At 74.4% G+C, this 16,016-nt stretch carries 14 protein-coding genes; 6 read left to right on the forward strand and 8 right to left on the reverse strand.

The window, feature by feature from the left end:
- Positions 1 to 7: 7 nt before the first annotated feature.
- The 5 genes from ACFYX3_RS32260 to ACFYX3_RS32280 form a co-directional block, all read right to left on the reverse strand.
- A complete protein-coding gene (locus ACFYX3_RS32260) occupies positions 8 to 1,429 on the reverse strand; it encodes a hypothetical protein (protein WP_389020961.1) in 1,422 nt (473 codons plus the stop codon).
- 26 nt (positions 1,430 to 1,455) lie between these two features.
- Positions 1,456 to 3,087 carry a serine/threonine-protein kinase gene (locus ACFYX3_RS32265; protein ID WP_389020964.1) on the reverse strand — a complete coding sequence of 544 codons (1,632 nt, stop codon included), beginning with the start codon at positions 3,085 to 3,087 and terminating at the stop codon, positions 1,456 to 1,458.
- Complete coding sequence (locus ACFYX3_RS32270; RefSeq protein ID WP_389020967.1) at positions 3,084 to 4,850, reverse strand: FHA domain-containing protein; 1,767 nt, start codon at positions 4,848 to 4,850, stop codon at positions 3,084 to 3,086. Before ACFYX3_RS32270 ends, ACFYX3_RS32265 begins: the two co-directional genes overlap by 4 nt.
- Positions 4,851 to 4,889: 39 nt before the next feature.
- Entirely contained in the window at positions 4,890 to 6,392 is a 1,503-nt protein-coding gene (locus ACFYX3_RS32275; RefSeq protein ID WP_389020970.1) for a hypothetical protein, read from the reverse strand.
- Positions 6,393 to 6,624: 232 nt separating this feature from the next.
- Positions 6,625 to 6,780 (reverse strand): hypothetical protein, encoded by a 156-nt coding sequence (locus ACFYX3_RS32280; RefSeq protein WP_389020973.1) that lies wholly within the window; start codon positions 6,778 to 6,780, stop codon positions 6,625 to 6,627.
- A 44-nt stretch (positions 6,781 to 6,824) separates the two neighbouring features.
- Between ACFYX3_RS32280 and ACFYX3_RS32285 the strand changes: the two genes are divergently transcribed.
- Positions 6,825 to 7,385, forward strand: coding sequence for a HupE/UreJ family protein (locus ACFYX3_RS32285; RefSeq protein WP_389020976.1), 561 nt, complete (start codon positions 6,825 to 6,827; stop codon positions 7,383 to 7,385).
- 19 nt (positions 7,386 to 7,404) lie between these two features.
- Here the strand turns inward: ACFYX3_RS32285 and ACFYX3_RS32290 are convergent, their stop codons facing one another.
- Positions 7,405 to 7,692 carry a sulfurtransferase TusA family protein gene (locus ACFYX3_RS32290; RefSeq protein ID WP_389020979.1) on the reverse strand — a complete coding sequence of 96 codons (288 nt, stop codon included), beginning with the start codon at positions 7,690 to 7,692 and terminating at the stop codon, positions 7,405 to 7,407.
- Complete coding sequence (locus ACFYX3_RS32295) at positions 7,689 to 8,366, reverse strand: ArsR/SmtB family transcription factor (RefSeq protein ID WP_389020982.1); 678 nt, start codon at positions 8,364 to 8,366, stop codon at positions 7,689 to 7,691. The genes ACFYX3_RS32290 and ACFYX3_RS32295 overlap by 4 nt, the downstream gene beginning before the upstream one ends.
- Positions 8,367 to 8,455: 89 nt before the next feature.
- On the opposite strand from ACFYX3_RS32295, the gene ACFYX3_RS32300 reads away from it, so the two are divergent.
- The 5 genes from ACFYX3_RS32300 (at position 8,456) to ACFYX3_RS32320 (ending at position 14,522) form a co-directional block, all read left to right on the forward strand.
- Complete coding sequence (locus tag ACFYX3_RS32300) at positions 8,456 to 9,835, forward strand: rhodanese-like domain-containing protein (protein WP_389020985.1); 1,380 nt, start codon at positions 8,456 to 8,458, stop codon at positions 9,833 to 9,835.
- Positions 9,832 to 11,094: an MFS transporter gene (locus tag ACFYX3_RS32305; protein ID WP_389020989.1), complete on the forward strand. Its 1,263-nt coding sequence runs from the start codon at positions 9,832 to 9,834 to the stop codon at positions 11,092 to 11,094. Before ACFYX3_RS32300 ends, ACFYX3_RS32305 begins: the two co-directional genes overlap by 4 nt.
- 119 nt (positions 11,095 to 11,213) lie before the next feature.
- The gene (locus ACFYX3_RS32310) at positions 11,214 to 12,551 is read left to right on the forward strand and encodes a hypothetical protein (RefSeq protein ID WP_389020992.1); all 1,338 of its coding nucleotides are present in this window, start codon (positions 11,214 to 11,216) and stop codon (positions 12,549 to 12,551) included.
- A gap of 226 nt (positions 12,552 to 12,777) precedes the next feature.
- Positions 12,778 to 13,920, forward strand: a complete 1,143-nt coding sequence (locus tag ACFYX3_RS32315) for a PP2C family protein-serine/threonine phosphatase (RefSeq protein ID WP_389020995.1) — start codon at positions 12,778 to 12,780, stop codon at positions 13,918 to 13,920.
- Between the two features lie 143 nt (positions 13,921 to 14,063).
- Positions 14,064 to 14,522: a hypothetical protein gene (locus ACFYX3_RS32320; RefSeq protein ID WP_389020999.1), complete on the forward strand. Its 459-nt coding sequence runs from the start codon at positions 14,064 to 14,066 to the stop codon at positions 14,520 to 14,522.
- Positions 14,523 to 14,619: 97 nt separating this feature from the next.
- Here the strand turns inward: ACFYX3_RS32320 and ACFYX3_RS32325 are convergent, their stop codons facing one another.
- Positions 14,620 to 15,690, reverse strand: a complete 1,071-nt coding sequence (locus ACFYX3_RS32325; protein ID WP_389021021.1) for a M20 family metallopeptidase — start codon at positions 15,688 to 15,690, stop codon at positions 14,620 to 14,622.
- Between the last annotated feature and the right edge of the window lie 326 nt (positions 15,691 to 16,016).

Genomic DNA, 16,016 nt, shown 5'->3' on the forward strand with positions numbered 1-16,016 from the left:
GTGCCCTTCACCCCGCGCACGCGTACGTGAAGGCCGCCTCCGCTTCGAGCGGGGGCGTGCCCGGGCGCAGCACCTGGAGGTGGGCGGTGCCCTGGAAACGGCCCGGGCCGCGGACGGTCCAGCGCAGGTGCACGGGCACCTCGTGCTCGCCGCCCCGGGCGGTACGGGTCAGCACCTCGGACCGCTGCCCGTCGCTGCGCAGCCAGCGGTACTTGAACGGGCCGGCGTGGCCGTCCGTCGTCACCACACCGGTCACGTCGGCGGTCCCGCCGCACGTCAACCGCTGCGGCGGGGCGGTGACCCGGACCGCCGTCACCGCCGGGCCCGTCGTCGGCCGCAGCAGCAGCCACAGCACGACCGCCACCGCCGCGAGCGCCCCGGCGGCGGCGAGCCGGCCGGCCCGGCGGCGCCGTCGGCGTACGGGGGTGGGCGCGGGCGCGGGGGCCTCCCACAGGGCGCGCAGGGCCTCCTCCTCGGAGCGCGGGACACCGGGGCCGAAGCGGAGCACGATCTCGTCGGCTTCCTCGCCGCCGTCGAGTGTGGGCGTGAGCGGGGTGGCGGGGGCGGTCCGATGGCGCTTGCCGAGGACGGTGTCCTGCGCGTCTGAAGCGACGTGGGCAGGGGCTTCCGCCGCGGTGTCCTCCACCGATCGCGTCGTCTCCGAGGGGGCCAGTTCCGCCAGCGCGGCGGCCGCCGCCGTCCGCAGGGCCGTCCTGCGCAGGAAGTCACGGGGCAGCGCCGTACGCCCCGAGGCGAGTGTCGTACGGGCGGCGGCGAGGCCGTCGGACTCGGCCGTGACGGAGCAGCGGGCGAACAGCTCGGCCGCAGGTGTGCCCGGCGCCGCCCAGGCCGTGCCGAGGGTACGGGCGAGCGCCGCCCACGCCGTGACGTCGGCGTCCTGCGGGGAGGCGTCGGACTCGGCCGACGCGGTGGCCAGCGCCGCCTCGGTGAGCAGCGCCGTGCCGTCCGGCGCGAGGAGCACGCGGTCGGGGGCGAGCGAACCGTGGGCGAGGCCGGCCGCGTGGAGGGCGATCAGCGTCTGCGCGGTCTCGTTGAGCACGCTCGCCGCGCTGCCCTCGTCGAGGCCGGGCGCGCCCGTGGCGAGCAGGTCGGCGACCGTACGGACCGGTGGGCGCGCCACGATCAGCCACACGTCCCCGGCCTCCCGCACCAGGTCGACGGTGGCCGGCACGCCCGGCAGCCGCAGCTTCGCCACGGAACGGACCGCGGCCGTGAGGCGCTCTTGCGCACCGCTCGGCGTGAGCAGGGCGCGGTGGATCCGCAGGACGCCGAGCGGCGGTTCGCCGGCGTCGGCGGGCCCCAACGCGTACCAGGTCCCGAACCGGCCCTCCCGCGACCAGTCCGACAGGGCGCGCCCGGCGACCGTGGCGGGTGCCGAGGACGTCGGCGGCGTCGGCGGTGTGCTCATCGTGCCTCGTTCTCCTCGGTGGTCGCTCAGCACGGCGGTGCGTCGGCGGAGGCCGTCCGCGTTCCGCCCGTGGACTGCGGGCTGCTGCTGACGGCGATGGTCCAGGTGCCCCGGCACGGGTGGTTCGCGAAGTCGCCCTGGAAGGTCACGGAGTACTGCGTGCTGCCCGACAGCTGACGGGACTGCGAGCCGTACGACTCCGCGGGCGAATCGACGTAGAAGTCCGCGGTGAGCGTCAGCGGGCCGGTGCCGGTGGTGTCGACGGTCACGTCGGCGATCAGCGTGCTGCCCGGACCGCGGCGCAGGGAGCCGATGACGATCGTGACGGTGCCCGCCGTCGGCGCCTCCGGCGTCGTGGTGGTCGGGGCCGGCGTGGTCGGGGCGGTGCCGCTGGGAGCCGGGGTGGTGGCCGTGGGGCCCGGACCGGGTGCGGCCGTGGTGGGCGTGCCGTCCGTGGCCGGCGCCGTCGCCGAGTCGCTCGGGGTCGGTTCGGCCGAGGCACTGCCGGACGGCGAACCGCTCGGCGCAGGGGAGTCCGAGGGCGGAAGGGACGACGAGGACGGGGCCGGGACACCGGACGCGGAAGTCCCTGACGGAACGGAGTTCGCCGCGGTCGTCGTCGTGTCGTCGGCCGTTCCGGCCGTCGCCACCGTCGCCGCGCCGGCCGCGACCACGGCAAGGACGGCCGCTCCGACCAGCGTCCTCCCGAGGAGGCCCTTCAGACGGCCCAGGACCGTCAACGCCGGTGTCGCCTCGTACACCGCCGCCGTCGTACCGAACGGGAACAGCAGGGCGAGCAGGGCAGCGAGCCGGCCGAGCCCGCGGCGTCCGCGCTCCTCCCAGTCCGCGCCGTAGCCGTCCGTGGCGGCGCGTTCGAGTCCGGCGAGCAACGCGTCGATGCCGGGCCGGTCCGCCGGGTCCTTCGCCAGACCCGTACGCACCAGATCGCGCACCGGCTCGGGCACGTCGGCCACTTCGACCGGGGCCCGGAGGTGCTGGAGCCGCAGCGCGATGAGGTCGTCGGCGACGAACGGCTGCCGGCCGGTGAGGCACTCGTAGAACACGGCCGTCGCCGCGTACACGTCGCCCGCCGGGGTCGCCGGCTCGCCGTCCCACTGCTCGGGAGCCATGTACGCCGGAGTGCCCGCGGCCTCCGTCTCGCGGCCCGCGCGCACGGCGATGCCGAAGTCGGCGAGGGCGCTCGAACCGTCCGCGCGCACCAGCACGTTCTCCGGCTTGTAGTCGCGGTGCACCACCCCGGCCGCGTGGGCCGCGCCGAGCCCGAGCAGCGAGCCCTTGAGCAGCACGAGCGCCGCCTCGGGGCCCGTGGACCCGTGCTCGCGCAGCAGCGCGCGCAGGGCCACCCCGTCGACCGCCTCCATGACGATCGCCGCACCCCGCCGGGCCTCCACGTACTCGTAGAGCCGCACCACGCACGGGTGCCGCAGCTCGCCGAGCAGCCGCGCCTCGGCGCGGAACCGGGCCAGGAAGTCCCGGTCGCCGTGCAGCCGTTCGCTCAGGTACTTGACGGCCACGGGCACGCCCGTCGCCTCGTGCCGCGCCAGGACGACCCGCCCGCCGGCGCCCCGGCCGAGCGTCCGCACGGCCTCGTAGCCGGGAACCGTCCAGCCGGCGTCAGCCCCGCGTGCGTCGCTCATGCCGTCCCCTCCAGGGGCGCGCCGTCCACGGCCGCCCCGTCCGCCGGGCGCGCCCGGCCGTCACCCGCCGCCGCGCGACGCCGCTTCACCACCCGTACCAGCCACCGCACCGGCGCCGCCCACACAGGGAACGCCACCAGGGCCACGACCACCGCCACGATCACCGTGTCCCACGGCGACGGCACCCGGCCGTCCAGCCACTCCCCGAGCCGGGACCGCCAGGCCAGCAGCGCCAGGACCAGGAAGCCGTACGTCCCGACGACCACCGCCAGGCCGTACGCGGCCATGCCGGTCTGCCGCGGCCCCGGGCGGCGGCCCGCCCGCAGGTCCCGCCACAGCCCCTTGCGGAAGTACGCGCTCGCCTCCTCCCGCAGCCGCGGCACCCGCAGCGCGTCGGTGAGCGCCTGGTAACCGTCCAGCGGCATCAGCGGATTGAAGTTGTACAGCGTGTTCAGATACAGGCCGAAGGCCAGGTGGAACAGCACGGCCGAGACCGGCCCCACCGGCAGGAAGGCCGCACCCACGGCGCACCAGCCCGCCAGGGCGGCCGTCGACACCGGCCCGGACAGCGCCACCACGACCCGCGACCAGCGGGTGCCGAACCACATGTCGCTCGTGTCCACGAACGCGAACGGCATCCCCATCATCAGCATGAAGCCGCCGCGCCGGACCTTGCGTCCGTACGACTTCACCGCGAGGGCGTGAGCGAGTTCGTGCACCACGAGCGCCGAGACGTAGCCGACGGCCAGCGCGACCGGGCCCCGGACGCCGGACCCGCCGAAGTCGAGGAGATGCTGCCGGCCCTGCGCCACCGCGAAGAACACCACCAGACCGCCGAGCAGCGACAGCCAGACCAGCGCCACTCCGGTACGGGTGAAGAACCGCCAGCCACCGCCCGCGTACAACCGGGACACGACCCCGTCGAGGCCCGGGACGGACACCTCCAGCTTCAGGAGCGCCCGGTACACCGCCCGCCACACCCGGCGCGGCCCGGACACCGCCTTCTCCTCCCGCTGCCCCGGCAGACCGCGCAGCAGCCCGGCGCCCGCGAACGCCGCGAGGGCGGCCTCGATCCGCGGCAGCGCCAGCTCGCCGAAACGGTCCGCGTACGCGAAGAGCAGGTCCCGCACGGTGGCGTCGCCGTCCAGGGTGTTCCACAGGAACACCTCGCGCTCGTCGAGCCGGAGGTACCCGCCGGTCCGCGTGTTGCTCAGCACCCAGTACGGTTCCGCGCGGCCGCTCGTCGGCACCTGCTTCAGCGCCCACCCGCCGCGGCGGCGCGGCCGCGCGGTGAGCGGGCCGTGCGCCTCCGGCGCGTCCGGCTCGGTCACGGCACCGGCCGGCAGCTCGGTGAGCTGGGTGCCGACCATGACGGTCCGCGAGCCGATCCGCGCGTCACGCGGCTGCTCGAACACCATCCGGACGTCGCCGACGGACAGTTCGGCGCCGTCGTCCAGACGCGCCGAACCGCCGTGCAGGGTCGCCCCCGCGACGGCCGTGCCGTTGAACGAGTCCAGGTCCTCGACCCGGAAGCCCGACGCGTCACGGACGATACGGGCATGACGGCGCGACACACTGCCGTCCGCCAGGACGACGTCGCTGTCCGCGCCGCGGCCCAGCGTCGTGACCTCGTCCGTCAGCGGGACGAGCAGGTCGGGGTCGTCGAGACCGCGCAGCCGGGGCGCGGCGAACGACGTCGGTGCCGCGCCGCGGCGCAGGGTGCCGCAGCGCAGGCAGTACGGGAAGTCGCGACGCACGTGCACGCGACAGGCATGGCAGAGCATGGTCGTGGGCCCGGCGCCTCAGGAACCCGTGGCGAAGGAACCGCCGGCCGGGCCGCCGAGCGCGTCGTGACCGGGCCCTGCGGCGTGCAGGTGACTGTCGCCGATCCGGTCGAGCCCGGGACGGAACAGCCCGCCGCGGGCGCCGTCGGAGTCGGGAGCGGGGGTCTCGTTGCGCCCACCGCCACCGCTGGGCCGACGGCCGTTCTCGCTGCTGCCTCCGGAGCCTCCGTCTCCGCCGCCTTCGCCTCCTCCGCCGGTGCCGCCACCGCCGGGTCGGCGCCCGTTCTCGCTGCTGCCCTCGCCTCCGCTGCCGCCGCCTTCGCCCCCGCCTCCGTCGCCTCCGCCGCCGCCTCCGCCATCTCCGCCGCCGGATCCGCCACCGCCGGGCCGACGGCCGTTCTCACTGCTGCTGCCGTCGCCACCTCCGCCTCCGTCGCCTCCGCCATCTCCGCCGCCGGATCCGCCACCGCCGGGTCGGCGGCCGTTCTCACTGCTGCTGCCGTCGCCACCTCCGCCTCCGTCGCCTCCGCCATCTCCGCCGCCGGTGCCGCCACCGCCGGGTCGGCGGCCGTTCTCGCTGCTGCTGCCTTCGCCGCCCCCGCCGCCGGAGTCGCCTCCACCGCCTTCGCCGCCCCCGGAGCCGCCGTCGTCGCCCTCCGCGTAGATGCCGCCGTGCCCGAAGCCCTCGGCACCGCCCCCGTGGAATCCATCGCCGTGGCCGCCGAACTCTCCGCCGAACCCGCCGCCGTGGCCCCCCTCGAACCCGTCGCCGAACCCTCCGCCGAAGCCGTCGCCGAGCCCGTCTCCGAGTCCACCGCCGAGGCCGCCCTCGAACCCGTCCCCGGCACCACTGCCGAAGCCGTCGCCGAGCCCGCCTTCGTGGCCGCCCCCGAAGCCGTCGCCGAACCCTCCGCCGAGCCCGTCGCCGAAGCCGCCTTCGTGGCCGCCGAGTCCGGCCTCGCCGAAGCCCGTATCGCCGTCACCGAAGGAGCCGAAGTCCCCGAAGCCTCCAGCGTCCCCGAGGTCCCCGGCGCCCCCGAAGCCGCCGAAGCCGCCTGCATCGCCCAGGCCGCCCATGTCCCCCGGCTCGCCCGCGTCGCCGAACCCTCCGAGGTCGCCGAGGAGGGAGCCGTCGTCGCCGGCGGGTACGCCGGTGAGGGCGTCGCCGATCAGGCCCGTGAGGTCGGACGCCGTCGCGTCGAGCTGTCCGGCCAGGTCGCGGGAGTCGCCCAGGGCGTCCGCCGCGTCGTGCGGGCCCGTCTCGACGGGCACGTCGTGGGCGGCGAGGGCGTGGGCCGCGTTGCCGAAGAACAGCGACGACTTGGACAGCCGCGCGTCGAGGGCGGTCGGCCCCTCGGCCGTGCCCGACTCCACGCGGAGCCGCCGCAGCCCGGCGATCTGCTCGGGCGTCAGACCGAGTCTTCGTGCCACCTCGTCGGGGCTGCCGTCGAGTTGCTCCGCGAACGCGGGATCGACGGCCAGACGGGTCATGGCATCGCGAAAGGCGTCGTTGTCGGTCATGGCCTCACGTTCTCCGTCGGTACGCGTGCGCGCACGGTGCTGCCGGCGGGAAGTGGAGGGTCCCCCTGGTCGGTGGCATGGATGCCGTTCCGGCCATCCCAACCGATGCCTACATGGATCCTTATAGAGGCTTTCGATCCCCGGACGCAAGGGTTCAGGAAGGGACGAACCGCCTGCCGGGCAAAGACCCGGCAAACGGTTTTCGGCCAGTACGGTTCGCCGGCCCGCCGGGTCAGCCGAGCGCCGCGGGGGAGTGGGCGTTCCGCAGCAGCAGCCGGGGCTTTCCGGAGCCGTCGGCGGGGACGGACCAGAGGTCCTTCGTGCCGTCGTCGTGCTGCTGGGCGTACGCGAGGGTGGAGCCGTCCAGCCAGGCCGCCTGGTCGTCCACGCCGCGGGCCGCGGCGCCCCGCCCTCCGATGGTCCGGACCTCTCGTGGGCGTCGACCGGCCGGTTCGTGTCACTGGGCCTGGACACATCCTGGGCGGCGCCGACCACGTCCTGTTCCTGGTGCTCCTGCTGCTCGGCGCGCAAGGTTGGCGCAGCGTCGTCCGCCTCGCGACCAGCTTCACGCTCGCGCACAGCGTGACGCTCGCGCTGGCCGTGCTCGGCTGGGTCGACGTCCCCACCGAGATCGTCGAACCCCTCATCGCCCTGTCGATCGTGTACGTCGCCGTGGAGAACATCACGCGGGGCGAGTCGCGGCAGCGGGTCCTCGTCGTCTTCGGATTCGGCCTGCTGCACGGTCTCGGTTTCGCCGGGGCCCTGGACTTCACCGACGAGTTCAGCGGCCGGCTGCTCGTCTCGCTCCTGAGCTTCAACATCGGCATCGAACTCGGTCAGCTCGCCATCGTCCTGGCGGCGTTCCCGCTGATCCTGCTCGCGCGCCGCCGCTCCTGGTCGGCGCTCGCCCACATCGGCGCGGCCGCCGCCGTGGGCGTCATCGGCCTCGTCTGGTTCGTCGAGCGCCTGCTGCCCCCGGGCGGCTCCGCGTAGCGGGCGATCCGGCGGCGCGTCAGGCTCCGTCCCTGTGCCACGGGGCGTCGGACCTGGTGGGGAGGACGTCTGCGGTGAGGCGCAGGGCGAAGGCCGGGGAGCCGGCGCCGGGGACGCGGCCGAGGTACTCGTGGCCGGTCATGTGGCACCAGGCGGGCAGGTCGAGGGGCGCGGCCGGGTCGGTGGCGACGACGTGGACGACGGTGCCCGGCTCGATGCCGTCGATCTCCTTGCGCAGGCGCAGGAGGAGCGTGACGCAGAGCAGGCCGGTGCCGTCGACGGTGAGGCCCGGCGCGGGGACGGTCACGCCGCGTCTCCGGTGCGTACGGGGCGGTCGGCGAGGCGCCATTCGAGCATGCCGTCGGCGAGCCGGATCGCCCGGCGGCCGTGATCGGTGAGGAGCCGTACGGCGTCGTGGGCGAGCGCGCAGTACTCGCCGCGGCAGTAGACGACGACCTCGGCCTCCTCGGGCAGCTCGCCGATGCGGTCGGCCAGCTCGGCGACGGGGATGCAGAGCGCGCCGGGGATGTGCCCCGCGCGGTACTCCTCCACCGGCCGGACGTCGAGCACCACGACGCCGTCGGCCGCGACCCGGTCGAGCAGCTCCTCGTGGGTGACCTCGACGGCGCCGTCCTCGCCGAGGTAGGCGTCCCGGGCGGCGGGTACGGCCGACTGGTGGCGGTCGGCGACCTTGCGCAGCAGGGCGAAGAGCCGGCCGACGTCGTCGCCCGCGAGCCGGTAGTGGATCCGTACGCCCTCGCGGCGGGTGGCGACGAAACCGGCCTGCTTGAGGGTCTGCAGATGGGCCGACGCGGTCGTCAGGTTGAGCCCGGAGGCCTTCGCCAGCGCGTCGACGGTGCGCTCGCCCTGGGCGAGCAGATCAAGCAGTTCCAGACGCTTTCCGCTGGCCAGCGCCTTGCCGCTGGCCGCGAACGCGTTGTAGAGAGCGGCCTTGCCGCCGCTCCTGGTGGCGTCTCGCATTGCATCCTCCACATATCCATGGATTACTGTAACTGAAGCCCCGCGGTGACGCTCCCCGCCCCGCACTGCATCTTCGGAAGGACGGCACGATGGGTTTCGCCGACGATCACCTGATTCCGCTGGTCGACCACGGGCTCGGCAACAGCGCCTACCTCGTCGACCTCGGAGACGGCCGCGCCCTCGCCGTCGACGCCGGCCGTGACCTGCGCGCCCTGCACACCGCCGCCCGCGAGCGCGGGCTGACCGTCGCCTACGCGGCCGACACGCACCTGCACGCCGACTTCCTCTCCGGCGCCCTCCAGCTCGGCCACGACCACGGCGCCGCCGTACTGGCCTCCGCAGCCGGTCACCGCGCCTTCGACCACCAGGGCCTCGCCGACGGCGACGAGGTCGACCTCGGCGGGCTCACCCTGCGCGCCCTGGCCACCCCCGGACACACCGACGAGCACCTGTCCTTCCTGCTGCTCGACGGCGACCGGGAGCTCGGGGTCTTCACGGGCGGCTCCCTGATCGTGAACTCCGCCGCCCGCACCGATCTGCTCGGCGCCGACCGTACGGAGGAGCTCGCCCGCGCCCAGTACCACTCCCTGCGCCGGCTGACCGAGCTCCCGGACGAGACCGCCGTCTGGCCCACCCACGGAACCGGCTCCTTCTGCTCCGCACCGCCCGGCAAGGAGCGCACCTCCACCATCGGCGCCCAGAAGCAGGCCAACCCGCTGCTCGCCGCGCCCGACGAGGACACCTTCGTACGGCAGCTCACCGCGAGCCTCGGCACGTACCCCGCCTACTTCGACCGGCTCGCCGAGACCAACCGGCGCGGCCCCGCCGTCCTGACCGGCACCCCGCTCCTCCCGGAGCTCTCCGCCGAGCAGGTCCGCGCCCTCATGTCCGCCGGCGGGCACGTCGTCGACGCACGACCTGCCGTCGAGTACGCCGCCGGCCACATCCCCGGCTCCCTCTCCATCGCGCTGCGAGGCCAGTTCGCCACCTGGCTCGGCTGGCTCCTGCCCGACACCGCGCCGCTCGTCTTCGTCACCGGAGAGGGGCAGGACCTCGGCGAGATCGTCTGGCAGGCGTACAAGATCGGGTACGAGCGCCTCGCCGGCCGCCTCGCCGGAGGCATGCCCGCCTGGCTGGCCGACGGCAACGAGCAGGCGACGACCGACTTCGTCAGCGCCGAACGGGCCGGCGGCCGTCCGTACGTCGACGTCCGCCAGGAATCGGAGTTCACCGCCGGGCACGTCCCCGGAGCGCTCCACGTCGAACTCGGCGCGCTCGACCGTGCCGCCGCCGACGCCCCGAACGGCGCCGTCGTCGCCTGCCGTCACGGCGAGCGCGCCATGACTGGAGCCAGCCTCCTCGAACGCGCCGGCCACACCGGCATCGCCGTCCTCGACGGCGGACCCGCCGACTACGCCGCCGCCCACGGCCAGGAGCTCGTCCAGGGCCCGGAGGACACCCGCCCGTGAAGACCGCACTCCCCGTCGAAGACCGTCCGACCGTCCGCCTCGGCCTGCGCGAGAACCGGCTCCAGTTCACCCTGCTCGTCGTCGTCAACGTCTGCGTCGGCGGCCTGGTGGGCCTGGAGCGCACCACCGTGCCGCTCATCGGCACCGAGACCTTCGGCCTGACCAGCGACCTCGCCGTGTTCTCGTTCATCATCGCCTTCGGCCTCACCAAGGCCCTGACCAACCTCGCCGCCGGGGCGCTGACCGCCCGCTTCCGCCGCAAGCAGCTCCTCCTCGCGGGCTGGCTGATCGGCGTCCCCGTCCCCTTCGCCCTCGCGTACGCGCCCTCGTGGGGCTGGATCGTCGCCGCCAACGTCCTCCTCGGCCTCAACCAGGGCCTGACCTGGTCGATGACCGTCAACATGAAGATCGACCTCGTCGGCCCCGCCCGACGCGGCCTGGCCACCGGCCTCAACGAGGCCGCCGGCTACACCGCCGTCGGAGCCACCGCCCTCCTCACCGGCTACCTCGCCACCACCCACGGCCTGCGCCCCGTCCCCGAACTCATCGGCGTCGTCTTCGTCGCCGCCGGGCTCGCCCTCTCGCTCGTCGTCCGCGACACCGCCGCCCACGTCGCCCTCGAACTCGCCCAGCACGCCGAACCCCTGCCCACCGGCGAGGACACCGGCCTGAAGGCCACGTTCGCCCGCACCTCCTGGCGCGACCGCTCGCTGCGCGGCGCCAGCCAGGCAGGCCTGGTCAACAACCTCAACGACGGCCTCACCTGGGGCGTCTTCCCCCTCCTGTTCACCGACCACGGCCTCGGCATCGCCGCCGTCGGCCTGATCAAGGGCCTCTACCCCATTCTCTGGGGCATCGGGCAGATCCCCACCGGCCACCTCGCCGACCGCATCGGCCGCAGACCCCTCATCGTCACCGGCATGCTCGTCCAGTCCGTCGGCTTCGTCCTCGCCCTCGCACTCCTCGACCGCCCCCTCCTCGCCGGCGTCCTGTCCGCCGTCGCCCTCGGTCTCGGCACCGCCATGGTCTACCCGGCGCTCATCGCCTCCGTCTCGGACCACGCGCACCCCGCCTGGCGTGCCAACGCCCTCGGCACCTACCGCTTCTGGCGCGACATCGGCTACGCCGCCGGCGCCCTCGTCGCCGGCATCCTCGCCGACCTCCTCGGCCTGAACGCGACCGTCATCGCCGCCGCCGTCCTCACCGCCGCCTCGGGGCTCCTCGCCGCCCGCTGGATCACGGAACGCCCCAAGGGCTGACGGCGTACGGCGGGTGCGGTGTGACGCAGGTCACCGACTGGACGTCGAGAAAGTTTGCCGTTGTGGCCGCGTCCCGGGCCCGTAGGCAGCAACCTCATCGCTACCTGCAAGGAGCACGTATGGCCATCCTCTTCTACTCGGACCTCGTCGACGGCGGCGGTCGGGGCGCCACCACCCTCGACGAGGTGGATGCCGCCCTGTCGGGGTGGGTGTTCCGGCTCCTGGCCGACGGCGAGGTGCAGGCCCGCTCCTCCCGGCCGATCGAACCCTTCGTGTTCCCGCTCGACGGGCCGGGGGCGGAACCCGAGGGGGTCGCCCTGCGGACGATCCGGCTCATCGCGTACGCCCAGGAGCAGCTGCTGTCCAGGAACGCGTACCTCCGCTACCTGTGCCCCGACTGCCCCCGGGACGGAATCTCCCCGTGCCCCAGCAGCCGGAGGTTTCCGGTGCGGTCGCTGCCGACGGTCGTGCCGTCGCCGGAGCTCAGGTTCGCCGGAACCGGTCTCCGCCCGTCGCCCTGGCCTCGGCCGGTCTCGAAGGTGGTCGAGCGGCTCCGCTCGATGGCGGCGGCGATCCAGCAGCCGGCCGTCGACGAGGGGAGCGCGGAGGCCCGGGACAGGGTCGCCTCCCAGTTGCGCCGGTTCGCTCAGCAGTGGAGGGCGCGGGCCGTCGAGGACGACGCGGTGGACGTCGACGAGCCGGATCCGTGGACGTTCTTCGGGCAGGTGATGCTGACGATCAGCCGTGCCAGGAACGTCGAGAGGGAAGGCTCGGACCTCCGTCACTCTCCCGTGAACTTCATCGCGGCCGTACTCAAGGCGCTCGCAGGTCACGCGGCTTCGCTTCCCGTGCCGGTCGCCCGTGAGGCCGTCATCGCCGCGCTCGTGGCGCGGAACGCCGCCATCGAGGGTGACACCGCGACCGTGGACGAGTTCACCCGGTGCCGGCTCGGGTTCGCCAGACCGGAGCTGTGGCGTGACGCCGTCGAGGCGGCGCTCCTCGGCGACTGGGTCGACGCCCTCGGGGCACGCATGAGCGGGGACGCCGAGGTGATGGAACTCCTCGGACGGCACGCCCGCGTCGAGCATCTGCACCTCCAGCCGATCTGGGAGCGGAAGGTACGCGGCCGTCGGCTCCGCCTCCTGGAGGACCCCGTCGCGGAGGGGCTGACCCTCAGGGACCTCGTGCCGGACCGCCGACTCCCGGAGGACGGTGTCCTCGGCCGCCTGAAGCAGGACAGGGTGGCGGCCGTACTCCGGTGTCTCAGTCCCGCGGAGAGAGCCGTCGCCGAGGTGTACGCCGCGAGCCGCATGACCTGGTACCAGGCCGCCGAGACCGCCGGAGCGGACGATCCGGCGGCGTTCGGGGAGCGCGTACGGACGAAGCTCAAGCGACTGGGCAAGCGCCGGCAAGCCCGTGCGGCTGCTGCCGTGCGGCCCGCGGCGGTGGCGCGGTGAGCGTCCTGGCCGGCGCGCTGCCCGAGTTCCTCGGCAGCCTCGCGGCGGCCCTCGTACTGGGTGCGGGCCGCATCGCCCGGCGCGCGGTGCGGCAGCGGCGGGGGAGACCCGCGGGCGGCGAACCCGCGGCGGGCCCTGCGCGGCACGGGCAGGATCGAGGTGTCGCTCCGGTGTCCGGGCCCGGTGGCAACAGGACAGGTCCCGTCACCTGAGGTATGCCTTTCCCATGGGTCCCCGCCGACGAGTCTCCCTTCCGCGTCCCTCGCGGCGCGGCGGGCGGCTGCTGCTCGCCGCGCCCTTCGCGCTGATCGCGGCGGTCACCGTGGTGGACGTCCTGGTTCCCCCCGACGTCCATCTGGGACCCTTCCTCATCGCCGCGCCCGCCGTGACGGCCTCCTTCGCGGGGCCGCGGATGACGGCCTTCGTGGGCGCGGTCGCGGTGATCGCGCAATCGGTGGTCTCGGTCGCGCGGACCAGCTTCACGGACCTGAACCACACGTACCAGATCGTCGCCCTGGTCCTGATCTCGGTGATCGTGACCTTCTTCGCCTATCTGCGCGAGCGGGACGAGGGCAGGGTGACGCGTCTGCGCTCCATCGCCCACGCGGCCCAGAGCGTCGTCCTGCGCCCGCTTCCCGAACGGGCGGGTCCCCTGCGCATCGCCTCGGTCTACCTGGCGGCCGAGGAGGAGGCGCAGATGGGCGGCGACCTGTACGCGGCCGCCCGTACGGGATCCGGCACCCGGCTGCTGATCGGGGATGCCAGGGGCAAGGGCCTCGACGCCATCAGCGAGGCGTCGCTCGTCCTGGGCGCCTTCCGGGTCACGGCCCGCCGCGAGCGGGAGCTGCCCGACCTGGTCAGACACCTGGAGGCGGGGGTCGGCTCGGTCGAGGAGGACGGGGGCATGGCGCGGGCGGCGCCGGACGCCGACCCGGCGGCCGACGACAGGGACGAGGCCTTCGTCACGGCCCTGGTGCTCGACGTCCCCGACGACGAGCCGGTGGTCCGGCTCGTGAACTGCGGGCATCCGCCGCCCCTGCTCCTCAGGGACGGCCGGGTGATCCCCCTGGAAGTGAGCCACCCGAGCCCTCCGCTGGGGCTCGCGGACGTGTTCTCGTCCGACGTCGAGGTGGAGGAGTTCCCCTACGGCGTCGGTGACGTGCTGCTGCTCTACACGGACGGAGTCGTCGAGGCCCGCGACCACGCGCGCGCCTTCTATCCGCTGGCGGAGCGGCTCACCGCCTGGACGGGCGAGGACCCGTCGGCCCTGCTCGGCATGCTGCGCAGCGACCTGCGGGCGTACGTCGGCGGCCACCTCGGGGACGACGCGGCACTCGTCGCGGTGCAGCGGCTCGCGCCGAATCCGTGACCCGGTCGTCTCCCGGGAGCGGCTCCTGCCGGTGGGCAAGGGGGGCCTTTCGGGAGAACGGGCCGTGGATGCCTCCCCCGAGGGTCGGAAAGAGGGGGGATGCCTCATGGCTGTCGCCGCCACTCCGATGAACCTCACCCGAGGTGTTCACGTCGGGATCTCGGTCTCGGACCTGGACGCCTCGATCGCGTTCTGAACGGCCCTCACCGGACGCGGCCCTCGGCACCAAGGCCGCCTACTTCAACGACCCCGACGGCACCAACCCGGAGATCATCGAGCCCACGGGCGGCTTCGCCGACCAGGCCGTGTGCCGTCATCGGAGGCCCGGGCGGGTGCCGTCCGGGCCGGGCGCGGACGATCTCGGCGAGGCGGGCGGCCTGCCCGTCGACGGCCTGGCGGCGCTCATCCGGCAGGTTCTGCCCGGGCTCGACGAGCAGCGGGCCACCGAAATGGGCGTCATGACGTTCGTCCTCGCCGGCTCGCTGTGGACGCACGGCCACCCGGAGCCGGACGTCCGCGCGGTCCACGACGCCGACCCGACCCTCACGTCCCGTTCGCGTCCTTCACGGCCACGCTCGAACGCGCGCTCACCGTCCTCCTGACGGGCCTGCCGACCGCCCCGGACCGGTGATCCCGGCTCCTCGCGCCGCGACCCCGGTCACGAGAGGTGATCCGGTGGTGGCGGCCGGCCGCGTACGGCTACTCCGTCCGACCGTTCCGGATGGCCCCGACCAGGCCGGTGACCAGGTTCGCCCGCTCCGCCATCGAGTCGACGAGCAGGAACTCGTGGTCGGCGTGGGCGCCGCCGCCCACGGCCCCCAGACCGTCCAGGGTCGGGATGCCCAGCACGCCCGTGAAGTTGCCGTCGCTGCCGCCGCCGACCGCCACGCCCTCGATCCCGGGGAGCAGTTCGCGTGCCGTCGCGAAGAGCGTCCGGGACGCCGACTCCGGCAGCGGCGGCCGGTTCACGCCTCCGTGGACGGTGATGGTGGCACCTTCCAGACGGGGGGTCAGCCCCGCGAACGCCGCCTCGACGCGCTCCTTCTCCTCGGCCGACTCGACGCGGACGTCGACCCACACCGTGGCCTGAGCGGGAATGACGTTGTCCGAGGTCCCCGCGGACGCCACCGTGGGGGACACCGTCGTGCCGAGGTCGGGGCGGCTCAGCGCCTGGATGGCCAGCACCTGATGGGCGGCCTCCACCAGGGCGTTGACGCCGGCCTCGGGCTCCAGACCGGCGTGCGACGCGCGTCCCGTGATGTGCACGTCGAACGACCCGCATCCCTTGCGGGCGGTCTTGAGCCCCCCGCCCTCGGCCGCCCCCTCGAAGACCAGCACGTGGCCGCAGGCCCGGGCCCGTTCCTCGATCAGCGCGCGCGAGGCCGCCGAGCCGACCTCCTCGTCCGCCGTCACCAGGATCTCCACCCCGCTCAGGTCGTCGAGCGCGGCCAGTCCGTGGACGGCCTGGACGAGCCCGCCGAGCATGTCGAAGACCCCGGGACCGAACGCCCGCCCGCCCTCCACCCGGAAGGGGCGCCGTTCCAGGGTGCCCAGGGGGAAGACCGTGTCGTGGTGACCGAGCACGAGCACCCGGGGCGAACCGCCGCCGCTCCAGTGGACGTGGGGGCCCGCGGCGCTGTCGATCAGCATGGCCTGCCCGCCGAGCCTCTTCTCGATGACCGTGGCGACGGCGACGGCGGACGCGCCGATGGCGTCGAGGTCCCGCGAGGGGGACTCGATCTCGACCAGGGTGCGCAGGTCGTCGAGCATGGCGTCGGTGTCCACGTGGGCGTGGTGGTTCTCGATCACGCCCTCAGTATGGTGCGCGCGGCGGGCCCACCCCGACCCGAGCCGTGGGAGGCCCCGCGCACGGCACACCGGCCTCATGATCGACATTGGACGTATCCGGGAAACGTACGTTCGACGGTCCGTTCACCTCCTCTTCGCCTGCGACTGGTCATCTGGTCACGCCGGACGCCGCGCCGGCACGACCGACCCAACGAGGAGTGCGATTCATGCCCAAGCCCACCCGTCGTCAGCTCGCCGTCGCCACCGCTCTGGTGGCCGCGACCGCCGCGGCCGTGACCGTCACGTCG

The organism is Streptomyces sp. NPDC002463 (genome assembly GCF_042889835.1).
Lineage (GTDB): Bacteria > Actinomycetota > Actinomycetes > Streptomycetales > Streptomycetaceae > Streptomyces > Streptomyces nymphaeiformis.